Here is an 11,965-nt window from a genome sequence, read left to right as displayed (position 1 = left end):
CGGTCGAGCGACGCCGCCACCCGGTCGCGGGCGGCGCGGGCCGCGAGCGCGTCCGCCTCGCACACCACGGTGTCCAGTCCCGCCCGTGCGCACACCTCGGCGATGCCGGCGCCCATCTGCCCGCCGCCGACGACACCGACGCGCGTGATGTCCCCGCTCATGCTCGGGCCTCCGTCCGCCGCACCAGGTGACGGGTGTAGGCGTCCGGGGTGAAGAACAGCGGCAACTCGCCTGTCATGGCCGTCCGTTCGAAGAGCGCGCGGAGGTCGTCGACCGGGGCCCACGGGTATTCGGCGCCCAGCGCCGCCAGTTCCTCGTCGAGCAGTTCCTCGACGGTCTCCCGGTCGACGACCCAGTGCCGCAGCCACTGCCAGATCTGCACCCGGGCGATCTCGGCGGTGGCCGCGTCCTCCATCAGCCCGTCGAGGGCGACGGCGCCCTGACCGCGCAGCCAGGCGGCGAAGTAGCGCAGGGCGACGGAGACGTTGGTGCGGACCCCCTCCGGTGTGGGCGGGCCGCTGATCCGGCGCACCGACAGCAGGTCGGCCGCGGTGACCTCGACGTCCTCCCGGGTGCGGTCCAGCTGGTGGGGCCGGTCGCCGAGGACGGAGCCGAAGACCTCCCGGCACACCGGGACGAGCCCCGGGTGGGCGACCCAGGAGCCGTCGAAGCCGTCCTCTGCCTCCCGCTCCTTGTCCAGGCGCACCGTGGCGAACGCGGCCTCGCGCGCCGCCGGGTCCCTGCCGGGCACCTGGGCGGCCATGCCGCCGATGGCGTGGGCGCCGCGCTTGTGGCAGGTGCGCACGAGCAGTTCGGTGTAGGCCCGCATGAACGGGGCGGTCATCGTGACCTTCGCCCGGTCGGGCAGAAGGAAGTCGGTGCGGTGGCCGAACGTCTTGATCAGGCTGAACAGGTAGTCCCAGCGGCCCGCGTTGAGGCCGGAGCTGTGCTCCCGCAGCTCGTAGAGGATCTCCTCCATCTCGAACGCGGCGGTGATCGTCTCGATGAGGACCGTGGCCCGGATCGTGCCGCGCGGGATGCCGAGCAGCTCCTGGGCGAGGACGAAGACGTCGTTCCACAGCCGCGCCTCGTACCGGTTCTCCAGCTTGGGGAGATAGAAGTACGGGCCGTACCCGGCGTCGATCTGCCGCTGGGCGCAGTGGAAGAAGTACAGGCCGAAGTCGACGAGGGCGGCGGGCACGGGCCGCCCGCCGAACTCCAGGTGCTCCTCGTCGAGATGCCAGCCGCGCGGCCGGACGACGATCGTCGCGAGCTCCTCGCCGAGCCGGTACTCCCTGCCCTCCGGGGTGGTGAAGTCGATCCGGCGCTCGACGGCGTCGAGCAGGGTGAGCTGGCCGCCGACGATGTTGTCCCAGAGGGGCGCGGTGGCGTCCTCGAAGTCGGCCATCCACACGTTGGCACCGGAGTTGAGGGCGTTGACGGCCATGCGCCGGTCGGGCGGCCCGGTGATCTCCACGCGCCGGTCGGTCAGACCGGGCGCGGGCGGTGCGACACGCCAGGTGGGGTCGTCACGGACGGCGGAGGTGACCAGGGGGAAGTCGAGCGGCGCCCCGGCCGCCAGCCGCAGCACTTGCCGACGGCGTTCCTTCATCAGGTCCCGCCGACGCTGACCGAAGGCGTCGGCGAGACGGCCCACGAAGTCCAGGGCGGCGGGCGTGAGGATCTCGTCGTGCCGGTGGCCGGGCGCGGCGAGAACACGGACGTGGTGGGTGGTGGTGATGGTCATCGGTTCCTTCTCGATAGGGGGCCATCGACGCGCCCCAAAGGGGCGCGGGGCTGTGTCGATATGCGGCTTCCGCCGCGCGTGCGCGACCAGCCCCCACGCGCCGCAGACGGCAAACCGGCCTAGTGGAACTGCTCCTCCTCGGTCGACCCGACAAGTGCCGTGGTCGAGGAAGCCGGGTTCACAGCCGTCGACACCAGATCGAAATAGCCCGTACCGACCTCGCGCTGATGCTTGACCGCGGTGAAACCGTGCGCCTGCGCGGCGAACTCCCGCTCCTGCAGGTCGACATACGCGGTCATGCCGTGCTCGGCGTAGCCGCGGGCCAGGTCGAACATGCCGTAGTTGAGGGAGTGGAAGCCGGCCAGCGTGATGAACTGGAACTTGTAGCCCATCGCGCCCAGTTCGCGCTGGAACTTGGCGATCTGGTCGTCGTCCAGGGCGGCCTTCCAGTTGAAGGACGGCGAGCAGTTGTACGCCAGCATCTGGTCCGGGTATCGGGCGTGGATCGCCTCGGCGAACTCGCGGGCCTGGGCGAGGCCCGGGTAACCGGTCTCCACCCAGATGAGGTCGGCGTAGGGCGCGTAGGCCAGACCACGGGCGATCACCGGCGCCATGCCGTTACGCATCCGATAGAAGCCCTCAGCCGTGCGCTCGCCGGTCACGAACTCGGCGTCGCGCTCGTCGACATCGCTGGTCAGCAGGTTCGCGGCCAGCGCGTCCGTACGGGCGATGATCACCGTCGGGACGTCGGCGATGTCGGCGGCGAGGCGGGCCGCGTTGAGGGTGCGGATGTGCTGGGAGGTGGGGACGAGGACCTTGCCGCCGAGGTGCCCGCACTTCTTCTCGGAGGCGAGCTGGTCCTCGTAGTGGATGCCGGCCGCGCCCGCCGCGATCATCGCCTTCGTCAGCTCGAAGGCGTTCAGCGGGCCGCCGAAGCCGGCCTCCGCGTCGGCGACGATCGGCGCGAGCCAGTCGGTCGAGTGGTCGCCCTCGCTGGTGGCGATCTGGTCGGCGCGCAGGAGGGCGTTGTTGATACGACGGACCACTTGCGGCACCGAGTTGGCCGGGTACAGGCTCTGGTCGGGGTAGGTGTGCCCGGCCTGGTTGGCGTCGGCGGCGACCTGCCAGCCGGACAGATAGATGGCCTGGAGGCCCGCCTTGACCTGCTGCACCGCCTGACCGCCGGTGAGCGCGCCCAGCGCGTGGAGGTAGTCGCGCTCGTGCAGCTGCCGCCACAGCCGCTCGGCGCCGCGCCGGGCCAGCGTGTGCTCCTCGCGGACGCTGCCGGAGAGCCGGATCACGTCCTCGGCGCCGTAGGTGCGTTCGATGCCCTTCCAGCGGGGGTCGGTGGCCCACCGCCGCGCGAGTTCCTCGGCGGCCTGCGTCCTCGCTTCTGCCATGACTGTCACCGTCTCCTCGGTCTGTACTGGCTGCCAATCCCGCTGTCCAAGATGAACAGGGATGAACAGGGGTGGCACTGCGTGTCGTTGTGTAGGGGGGCAAGGCGTGCATGGGGTGCGGCCCGTCGGCCGTCCGGAGGTGAAGCGGAGCAATGCTGCCGGTTCCGGCGGGCCGCGCTCCGACTCTGGCAGCTGGCACTCAGTGCCAACAAGCTTGGCCTCGTGCCAACTTGTGCGAATCTTCACCCTGACTTCTGCCAACTTTGCGAAGGCCTCAGCGGCCGGTTCGGTCCCGTACGCTGACCGCGTCAGATTCCCGGGAGGCAGGAGCGGTCGGTGAGCAAGACGTACGCGGGAGCGCGGCTGCGGCGACTGCGTGAGGAGCGGCGGCTGAGCCAGGCCGAACTCGCCCGCCTGCTCGGCATCTCCCCGAGCTACCTGAACCAGATGGAGCACGACTCCCGCCCGCTGACCGTGCCCGTGCTGCTCCGGCTGACGGAGACGTTCGGCGTCGACGCCGCGTTCTTCTCCGAGCGGGACACCGCACGCCTGGTCGCCGACCTGCGCGAGGCGCTGGCCGGTGAACTCACCGCCGCCCGGGTCTCCCCGTCCGACCTCGCCGAACTGGCGTCACGGATGCCGGGAGTCGCCCAGGTCCTGCTCGATCTGGGCCGCCGCACCCAGCAGTTGTCCGAGCGGCTGGCCGGGGCGACGGACGGCCGGGACGGAGCACCGGGCACCACGCCCTCGCCGCACGAGGAGGTCCGCGACTTCTTCTACCGCCGCCAGAACTACCTCCACGACACCGACCTCGCCGCCGAGCACCTGGCCGAGGAGATCGGTGTCCGGCCCGGCGAGGTGACCGGAGCCCTCACCAGAAGACTCACCGGCACGCACGGCGTCCGCCTCGCCGCGGACCCCGGCGACCGGCTGCACCGCTACGACCGGAGCAGCCGCACACTGCACCTGTCCCCGCGGCTGCGGCCCGGTCAGCGCGCCTTCCGCATGGCGACGCAGCTCGCCCTGCTGGAACACGGCGAGGACCTGGACCGGACGGCCGCCGAGGACTTCGCACCCGGCTCACCGGCCCACGCGCTCGCCCGCATCGGCATCGCCCACTACTTCGCCGCCGCGCTGATCCTGCCGTACACGGCCTTCCACGCGGCGGCCGAGGAGTTCCGCTACGACATCGAGCGGCTCACCGACCGCTACGGCCTCGGATACGAGACGGTCTGCCACCGCCTCAGCACCCTGCAGCGCCCGCGGCTGCGCGGCGTGCCCTTCTCCTTCGTCCGGGTCGACCGGGCCGGCAACATGTCCAAGCGCCAGTCCGCGACCGGCTTCCACTTCAGCCGGGCCGGCGGCACCTGCCCGCTGTGGAACGTGTACGAGTCCTTCGCCGCCCCCGGCCGCATCCACGTCCAGGTGGCCGAGATGCCCGACGGGCAGCGGTACCTGTGGACGGCCCGCGCGGTCACCCGGCACCGCGGCGGCTGGGGCGAGCCCGGCAAGACGTACGCCATCGGCCTCGGCTGCGAGATCCGGCACGCCCGGCGCCTCGTCTACTCCGACGGCCTCGACCTCGACAACGCCTCGGCCGCCACCCCGATCGGCATGGGCTGCCGGGTCTGCGAACGCCTCGCCTGCCCCCAGCGCGCCGCCCCGCCGCTCGGCCACGCCCTGCACATCGACCCCGACAGCAGCACCTTCGTCCCGTACCCGGTGACCGGCCCCGACGCACGGCCGGATCAAGGGCGGTAGACCATCTCCAGGAGCCCCGCGGCGATCAGCACCCACGCGCCGATCCCGACGAGCCACCACCAGTCGGCGACGATGCCCGCCGTGACGAGCGTGAAGGCCGCGCCCAGCAGGCCGGTGATCCGGGCCCGCATGCCCCATTCCCGCAGCGGTCTCACGCCTGATGCCCGCAGCGGTCTCATGCCGGGGTCCGCCTGGTCAGCGGACCGGAGGGCAGCGGCAGGGCCGGGCCCGCTTCGGTACGGCCGCCCGCGCGCGGCACCGGACTTCCCGCCGCGTAGTGGACGTACTCGCGGACCAGCCGGAAACCGGCGTTCCAGGCCAGCAGTCGGCCGGCACGGTTGAGGACCGAACAGTTCCAGCCGGGGACACGGCCCCGCGCGGCGATGTCCTCGCACAGGGCGTTCACGCAGGCCAGGGCGAGACGGTGGCGGCGGTGGTCCGGAACGGTGTAGACGGCCACGTCCTCGTAGCGGCTGCCCCGGAAGTAGGTGCAGGCCACGGCCAGCATCCGGCCCCTGCGGCTCAGCACCGCCCAGCCGTAGCCCGAGGAGGCGAGCCCCAGCGGTCCGCCCCAACTGGCCGAGAGCCACGCGGCGTCGGGGCCGAGAGCCTGCAGGGCACCGGCGTCGGAGCGCTCCAGACGGCGCAGGACCAGCCCGAACGGGACACCGGCCTGCTGCGGTTCGGCCTGCCGGGTCCAGATCATGCGCTCCCACGGAGTGAGCCGCTCGAAGGCGGCGCCGAGCACGGGCAGGAAACGGTCGGGCGCGTCGATCCGGTTGCCCGCCAGGGGCGCGAGCTCCTCCGGGGCGAGGGAGTCCGGGGTGCCGCGCAGCACGACGTGGCCGGCACAGGACACGGCGACGACGCGCGGCTGGACGGCACGGTCCGCCCACCAGGAGCCGATACCGGTGGCCAGGACGTGCTCGCCGACGGTGGCGGGACCCGGGGCGCCCGCCGGGAACCAGCGGGTGAGTGCGGGCACGGGGCCGGGAGAGAGCTCGAACACGAACGCCTCACAGGGGTGGAGGGGAAGACGACGACGAAGGGGGCGCCGAAGCGGGCGCCGGAGAGACAACAGGGCGGGCGGGATTACGTGGTGCTTCTGAGTGCTCCCGCCCGCCGCGGGGCGCCGGTGCCCTAGCGCTGCCCGGCCCTGCGCCCGTGGTTCGCCTTCTTCTTGCGGCGGGCCTTCTTCTTGCGTGCTCGTTTCGACATGGGCGTCAACTCCTGTGAGACGTACTGACGTTCAAGCGGTGCGGCCGACTAGGAGATCGGCCAGTTTCGTGAGGCGGCGGACCGTGCGGTCCTCCGTGGCGGCCGGGGCCGGGTCGACCCGCTCGTCGCGGTCGTAGTAGGCGCCGTTGACGATCTCCACGGCCGGGTCGCACAGCCGCACCACGTGGGCGGCGCCCTCGGCGGGCGTGACGCCCTCGTGGGCGTACAGCGGGAGCAGCGCCGTGTCGCAGACACCGGGGTGCACGGAGACGGCGGTGACCCGCGGGTCGGCCGCGAACACCGTCAGGGCCAGCTGCGACTGGGCGTAGGCGGCGAGCCGGGAGTAGCGGCGGGCGCGGTTCGGGTCGGACCACTGGATGGACGCGGTGCGGTGCAGCGACGACGACACGTTGACGACGCGTCCGCCCGGCTCGCTGGTGAGCGCGGGCTCCAGCAGACAGGTGAGCAGGTAGTGCGCGAGGAAGTTGACCTGGAAGGCGATCTCGTTGCCGTCGGCGGTGACGGTGTGCCGCTCGGGGGCGGCCATGCCCGCGTTGCTGACGAGGACGTCGAGACGGGGATGCTCGGAGACGACCGTGCGGGCGAGGGTCTCGACCTCGTCCAGGCGGGCGAAGTCGGCGGCGTACGTGCACAGACGTGCCGCGTCCACGCCCGCGACGGCGATGAGCGCGTCGGCGGCGGCGCGGGCCTCCTCGGCGGTGCGGCCGTGCAGCAGCACGGTGGCGCCGCGCTCGGCGAGCAGACGGGCGGTCTCGTAGCCGATGCCGGCGGTGGCGCCGGTGACCAGGACGGTGCGGCCGTCGAAGACGGCGGGGCGGGAGTCGGACATGATCCAATCCGGGGTGAGGGCACGCCGGCACGGCCCCGCGAGGGGCGGTGAGCGTGCGAGAGGGAAGGGAGGAGGGGCGCCGGAGCCGATCACGGCGCCCCTCGGATCACCGAGGCGGCGTCAGCGGACGCGATCGCCTCGGCTCAGCGCGGCAGGCTCAGGACGCGACGGCCGAGCGGGACTCGGCGGCCGGTCGAACAGGAGCCAGGCGCTGGGCATGAGCCCCATCCAAGCCCCGGCGCACCGGCGGGGCAAGACGAACTCCCGTTGCCTGACGGGGTTCTGACGGGATGCTGACAGGTCTCTGACGTGCCCGCACGCGCCCGTGCCCCGCTCACTCCAGACCGGAGCTGCGGAACACGGCGTGGGCCGCCTCCCGGTCGATGCGCCGGGCGATGCTCCGCAGGGCGGTCACCCCGCACAGCAGCCTGCCGTCGGCGGCGGCCTTCCGGGTGCCCCGGTCCACGTAGAACCACAGCCGCGGATGGCGCACCAGCACCCGGGGGTCGATCTCGACGCGGCCCCCCAGCGCGTCCCGCAGCAGCAGCCGCTGCGAGACACCGTCCATGCAGCGCACGGACACCAGCAGGTCCGTACGCACCCGGTGGGCGCGCAGCAGGCCACGTGTGACCAGCAGGTTCTCGCGCGCGCAGACGCGCTGCGGATACAGCGTGACGAAAAGCAGCCCGGCCAGCGCGCACCACAGCACCGCACGCCACGGGGTGATCCGGCCGGCGCCCCAGTCGACCAGGAGCAGCAGAGCGAGCAGGACGCCCGCGCAGCGGACCGCGCTTCTCAGCTCCCGCACCCACTCGAGGCGATTCGTCGCCTCACCGGGGCGATCCGAGTGGCTCGGGCCGCCCGGGCCGTCTGCCTGGGCGTCGGGCGAGCCTTCGCGTACGTCATCACGGCGTCCCATGCCGGGGACGCTAGTGAGCCGGCCCGCCCGCCCGGGCGCACCTTGACGCGGCCCTGACGGATATCGAACGGCTCCTTGTCCCGCCCGGCCGGCTCACCCCGCACCCCGTCAAGGTCCCGTCAAAGTCGGCCCCGAGGGTGCGAAGAAGGCGCAAGGAAAAGCCGGACGTGACCGGAAACGGACAGAACCTGGTGCACGCCGACACAGGCCCACACAGGCCCACACACGTCGGCCCCTCGATCAAGGAGCACCGTTCATGACCGTTCTGACCGCCCAGCCGGATGCCGTCCCCGCCGGCGAGGAACCGCCCGATACCGGGGAACGCCACCGGCTGACCGCCCTCACCGGCCTGGCCGCCCTGTCCCTGGACGCCATGGCCTCGGTGGCCTACGGACCCGAGGCGATCGTCCTCGTGCTGGCCGCCGCCGGCGCGCACGGTCTGGGCTTCACCCTGCCGGTCACCCTCGCCATCGCCGCCCTGCTGGCCGTGCTGGTCGCCTCGTACCGGCAGGTGATCGCGGCCTTCCCGGACGGCGGCTCCTACGCGGTCGCCAAGGCGCACCTGGGCCGGCGCACCAGCCTGGTGGCGGCGGCCTCGCTGGTCCTGGACTACGTGCTCAACGTCGCCGTCGCCGTCACGGCCGGCGTGGCCGCGCTGACCTCCGCCTTCCCGGCCCTGTACGACGACCGGCTGTGGCTGTGCCTGGCGGTGCTGGTGCTGATCACCGGGGTGAACCTGCGGGGCATCGTGGAGTCGGCGAGGGCGTTCATCGTGCCCACGGCCGTGTTCGTCGGATCGATCCTCGTGCTCATCGTTGTCGGGCTGCTGCGCTCCGAGCCGGTGAGTACGGCGACCGCGCAGGGCCACGCCTCCGTGCTCGCCGACGACGCCACCACCGTCGGCGCCCTGCTGTTGCTGAAGGCCTTCGCCTCCGGCTGCTCGGCCCTCACCGGGGTCGAGGCCATCGCCAACGCCGTCCCCTCGTTCCGTGTCCCGCGCGCCCGGCGCGCCCAGCGCGCGGAGGTCGCCCTCGGTGCCGTCCTCGGCGTGATGCTGATCGGCCTGTCGGTGCTGATCTCCCGCTTCCACCTCCAGCCCGTCGAGGGCGTCACCGTCCTCGCCCAGCTCGCGGACGCCTCCCTCGGCCACAACTGGGCCTTCTACGTCGTCCAGTTCGCGACGATGATCCTGCTGGCGCTGTCCGCGAACACCTCGTTCGGCGGGCTGCCGGTGCTGCTGAAGCTGCTCGCCCGGGACAACTACCTGCCGCACGTCTTCGCCCTGAAGGCGGACCGCCAGGTGCACCGGCACGGTGTGCTGGCCCTGGCGCTGGCCGGCGCGGGCCTGCTGGTCTTCTCCGGCGGCGACACCAACACCCTGGTGCCGCTGTTCGCCATCGGTGTCTTCGTCGGCTTCACCATCGCCCAGGTCGGCATGGTCCGGCACTGGCACATCGAGCGCGGGCCCGGATGGCGGGGCAAGGCGGCCCTCAACGGCTTCGGCGCCCTGCTGACCGGCGTCTCGGCGCTCGTCGTCACCGCGACCAAGTTCGGTGAGGGCGCCTGGCTGATCGTCGTCGCCCTGCCCCTGCTGGTGGGAGGCTTCGAGACCGTGCACCGGGCCTACGCCCGCATCGGCGAGCGCCTCGGCCTCGGCCGTATCCCGGAGGTACCGCACCGCGACCGCTCGCTCGTGATCGTGCCGGTCTCCTCGATCTCCCGGCTGACCTCCGAGGCCCTGACCGCCGCGGCGTCCCTCGGCGACGAGGTCCGCGCGGTGACCGTCTGCCACCCCGACCCCGAGGACCGGGCCGCCCTGCACGCCCTGGAACGGGCCTGGGCCGAGTGGGACCCGGGGGTGCCGCTGGTCCTGCTGCACAGCGAACGCCGGACGCTGGGCCGCCCCATCGCCGCGTACGTCCGCCGGGTGGCCGATCTGGCACCGGGCACCCGTCTCACCGTGCTGATCCCGGAGACCGAGCCGGAGCGGCTGTGGCAGCGGCTGCTGCAGAACCAGCGGGGCGCGGTCGTCGCCCACGCCCTGCGCCGGGAGACGGACGCGGTGATCTGCCGGCTCCGCTTCCGGCTGCCGTAAGGGATCCGTCAAAGCCGTGGGCATCGCCGTAAGGGACCCGTCAACGACCGGTCCGATCCGGTCATCGAGGCGCTTTCCTTCTAGTCGTCCGTTTCAACCGAACCTCACTCCAGGAGTTCGCGATGGCCGATCTGGCCTTCGTCGTCGTCACGCTCGCGGGTTTCGCGCTCGTGGCTCTTGTCGCCAAGGGGGTGACGAAGCTGTGACCGCCGAGAACGTCGTCGGCCTGATCGTGGCCGTCTCCCTGCTGGGCTATCTCGTCCTCGCCCTGATCTTCCCGGAGAGGTTCTGAGACAAGAGATGGGTCCCGTACTCGCCGGCGTGCTCCAGCTGCTCGCGCTCATAGCGGCACTGGCGCTCGCCTACAAGCCCCTCGGCACCTACCTGGCCCGGGTCTACTCCTCCGACAAGCACTGGCGCGTCGAGAAGTGGATCTACAAGGGCATCGGCGCCGACCCCGACACCGAGATGCGCTGGCCCGCGTACCTGCGCGGCGTCCTCGCCTTCTCCGTGGCCGGTGTCCTCTTCCTCTACGCCCTCCAGCGGCTCCAGGGCGTCCTGCCCGGCTCGCTGGGCTTCGCCTCGATCGACCCGGACCAGGCGTTCAACACGGCCGTGTCGTTCGTCACGAACACCAACTGGCAGTCGTACTACGGCGAGCAGGCCATGGGCCACGTCGTGCAGACCGCCGGGCTCGCCGTGCAGAACTTCGTCTCGGCCGCGGTCGGCATGGCCGTCGCCGTCGCGCTGGTCCGCGGCTTCGCCCGGTCCCGCACGGGTGAGCTGGGCAACTTCTGGTCCGACCTGGTGCGTGGCGTCGTCCGCGTCCTGGTGCCGCTGGCCGCCGTCGGCGCGGTCGTGCTGGTGGCCTGCGGCGCGATCCAGAACTTCTCCGGCATCCACGAGGTCGGTCAGTTCATGGGCGGCACGCAGGAGTGGAACGGCGGCGCGGTCGCCTCGCAGGAGGCCATCAAGGAGCTGGGCACCAACGGCGGCGGCTACTTCAACGCCAACTCCGCCCACCCCTTCGAGAACCCCACCCCGTTCTCCAACCTGTTCGAGATCTTCCTCATCCTGCTGATCCCGTTCTCCCTGACCCGCACCTTCGGCCTCATGGTCGGCAGCGTGAAGCAGGGCTACGCGATCCTCGCCACGATGGGCACCATCTGGCTCGGCTTCGTCTCCCTCATGATGTGGACCGAGTTCTCCCACCACGGCCCGGCCTTCGAGCTGGCGAACGGCGCGATGGAGGGCAAGGAGCTCCGCTTCGGCGTCGGCTCCTCCGCGATCTTCGCGACGTCGACCACGCTCACCTCGACCGGCGCGGTGGACTCCTTCCACTCCTCCTTCACCGGCCTGGGCGGCGGGATCACCATGCTCGGCATGATGCTGGGCGAGATCGCGCCCGGCGGTGTCGGCTCCGGCCTCTACGGCATGCTCATCATGGCGATCATCGCGGTGTTCATCGCCGGCCTGATGGTCGGCCGCACGCCCGAGTACCTGGGCAAGAAGATCGGCACCCGCGAGATCAAGCTGGCGGCCTGCTACATCCTCATCACCCCGGCGCTCGTGCTCGTCTTCTCCGCCGTCGCGATGGCCCTGCCCACGCCGGCGAACTCCATGACCAACAGCGGCGCGCACGGGTTCTCCGAGATCCTCTACGCCTACACGTCCGCCTCGAACAACAACGGCTCGGCCTTCGCCGGCCTCAACGCGGACACCCAGTGGTTCAACACCACGCTGGGCCTGTGCATGCTGCTCGGCCGGTTCGTGCCGATGGTGTTCGTGCTGGCCCTCGCCGGCTCACTCGCCGGCCAGAAGCCGGTCCCTGCCACCGCGGGCACCCTGCGCACCGAGAAGCCGCTGTTCACCGGCCTGCTCGTGGGCGCCATCCTGATCATCACCGGTCTCACGTACTTCCCCGCCCTCGCCCTGGGCCCGCTCGCCGAGGGGCTGGCGTGACGACCACCCGTAC

At 71.9% G+C, this 11,965-nt stretch carries 12 protein-coding genes; 4 read left to right on the top strand and 8 right to left on the bottom strand.

Annotated elements, in window-relative coordinates:
• The 3 genes from N4P33_RS12945 to aceA form a co-directional block, all read right to left on the bottom strand.
• Positions 1-161, bottom strand: a 161-nt coding sequence (locus tag N4P33_RS12945; RefSeq protein ID WP_260826539.1) for a 3-hydroxyacyl-CoA dehydrogenase NAD-binding domain-containing protein, incomplete at its 3' end; no start/stop codon positions are given.
• A complete protein-coding gene (gene aceB, locus N4P33_RS12940; RefSeq protein WP_260826538.1) occupies positions 158-1,747 on the bottom strand; it encodes a malate synthase A in 1,590 nt (529 codons plus the stop codon). The genes N4P33_RS12945 and aceB, both read right to left, overlap by 4 nt.
• 119 nt (positions 1,748-1,866) lie before the next feature.
• On the bottom strand, positions 1,867-3,147 hold the full coding sequence (gene aceA, locus N4P33_RS12935) for an isocitrate lyase (protein ID WP_260826537.1): 1,281 nt from the start codon (positions 3,145-3,147) through the stop codon (positions 1,867-1,869).
• Between the two features lie 336 nt (positions 3,148-3,483).
• Here aceA and N4P33_RS12930 point away from each other — a divergent pair, with 336 nt between their 5' ends.
• Positions 3,484-4,908: a short-chain fatty acyl-CoA regulator family protein gene (locus tag N4P33_RS12930; protein ID WP_260826536.1), complete on the top strand. Its 1,425-nt coding sequence runs from the start codon at positions 3,484-3,486 to the stop codon at positions 4,906-4,908.
• Here the strand turns inward: N4P33_RS12930 and N4P33_RS12925 are convergent.
• The 5 genes from N4P33_RS12925 to N4P33_RS12910 all read right to left on the bottom strand — a co-directional run bounded on the left by N4P33_RS12925 (position 4,896) and on the right by N4P33_RS12910 (position 7,895).
• Entirely contained in the window at positions 4,896-5,039 is a 144-nt protein-coding gene (locus N4P33_RS12925) for a hypothetical protein (RefSeq protein ID WP_260826535.1), read from the bottom strand. The genes N4P33_RS12930 and N4P33_RS12925 overlap by 13 nt on opposite strands.
• Positions 5,040-5,083: 44 nt before the next feature.
• A complete protein-coding gene (locus tag N4P33_RS12920; RefSeq protein WP_260826534.1) occupies positions 5,084-5,917 on the bottom strand; it encodes a GNAT family N-acetyltransferase in 834 nt (277 codons plus the stop codon).
• Between the two features lie 131 nt (positions 5,918-6,048).
• Positions 6,049-6,126, bottom strand: coding sequence for a 50S ribosomal protein bL37 (locus N4P33_RS35680; protein WP_371413915.1), 78 nt, complete (start codon positions 6,124-6,126; stop codon positions 6,049-6,051).
• A 31-nt stretch (positions 6,127-6,157) separates the two neighbouring features.
• Positions 6,158-6,976, bottom strand: coding sequence for an SDR family NAD(P)-dependent oxidoreductase (locus N4P33_RS12915; RefSeq protein ID WP_260826533.1), 819 nt, complete (start codon positions 6,974-6,976; stop codon positions 6,158-6,160).
• Between the two features lie 334 nt (positions 6,977-7,310).
• The gene (locus N4P33_RS12910) at positions 7,311-7,895 is read right to left on the bottom strand and encodes a hypothetical protein (RefSeq protein ID WP_260826532.1); all 585 of its coding nucleotides are present in this window, start codon (positions 7,893-7,895) and stop codon (positions 7,311-7,313) included.
• Between the two features lie 256 nt (positions 7,896-8,151).
• Here N4P33_RS12910 and N4P33_RS12905 point away from each other — a divergent pair, with 256 nt between their 5' ends.
• The 3 genes from N4P33_RS12905 to kdpA all read left to right on the top strand — a co-directional run bounded on the left by N4P33_RS12905 (position 8,152) and on the right by kdpA (position 11,952).
• Positions 8,152-9,990 (top strand): APC family permease, encoded by a 1,839-nt coding sequence (locus tag N4P33_RS12905; RefSeq protein ID WP_260826531.1) that lies wholly within the window; start codon positions 8,152-8,154, stop codon positions 9,988-9,990.
• A gap of 202 nt (positions 9,991-10,192) precedes the next feature.
• The gene (gene kdpF / locus N4P33_RS12900) at positions 10,193-10,282 is read left to right on the top strand and encodes a K(+)-transporting ATPase subunit F (protein ID WP_069767153.1); all 90 of its coding nucleotides are present in this window, start codon (positions 10,193-10,195) and stop codon (positions 10,280-10,282) included.
• Between the two features lie 8 nt (positions 10,283-10,290).
• Positions 10,291-11,952 (top strand): potassium-transporting ATPase subunit KdpA, encoded by a 1,662-nt coding sequence (kdpA, locus tag N4P33_RS12895; protein WP_260826530.1) that lies wholly within the window; start codon positions 10,291-10,293, stop codon positions 11,950-11,952.
• Positions 11,953-11,965: the final 13 nt, after the last annotated feature.

Source organism: Streptomyces sp. 15-116A (assembly GCF_025290915.1).
In the GTDB taxonomy this organism is placed as follows: domain Bacteria; phylum Actinomycetota; class Actinomycetes; order Streptomycetales; family Streptomycetaceae; genus Streptomyces.
The sequence above is the reverse complement of the archived record's forward strand: the minus strand, read 5'-3'. Positions and strand labels throughout refer to the sequence as shown.

What these genes read in the sequence shown, in the direction of transcription:
- aceB (WP_260826538.1), bottom strand. Translation starts at nt 1,747, where the DNA reads ATGACCATCACCACCACCCACCACGTCCGTGTTCTCGCCGCGCCCGGC.
- N4P33_RS12905 (WP_260826531.1), top strand. Translation starts at nt 8,152, where the DNA reads ATGACCGTTCTGACCGCCCAGCCGGATGCCGTCCCCGCCGGCGAGGAA.
- N4P33_RS12910 (WP_260826532.1), bottom strand. Translation starts at nt 7,895, where the DNA reads ATGGGACGCCGTGATGACGTACGCGAAGGCTCGCCCGACGCCCAGGCA.
- kdpA (WP_260826530.1), top strand. Translation starts at nt 10,291, where the DNA reads ATGGGTCCCGTACTCGCCGGCGTGCTCCAGCTGCTCGCGCTCATAGCG.
- N4P33_RS12925 (WP_260826535.1), bottom strand. Translation starts at nt 5,039, where the DNA reads ATGCGGGCCCGGATCACCGGCCTGCTGGGCGCGGCCTTCACGCTCGTC.
- N4P33_RS12915 (WP_260826533.1), bottom strand. Translation starts at nt 6,976, where the DNA reads ATGTCCGACTCCCGCCCCGCCGTCTTCGACGGCCGCACCGTCCTGGTC.
- N4P33_RS35680 (WP_371413915.1), bottom strand. Translation starts at nt 6,126, where the DNA reads ATGTCGAAACGAGCACGCAAGAAGAAGGCCCGCCGCAAGAAGAAGGCG.
- aceA (WP_260826537.1), bottom strand. Translation starts at nt 3,147, where the DNA reads ATGGCAGAAGCGAGGACGCAGGCCGCCGAGGAACTCGCGCGGCGGTGG.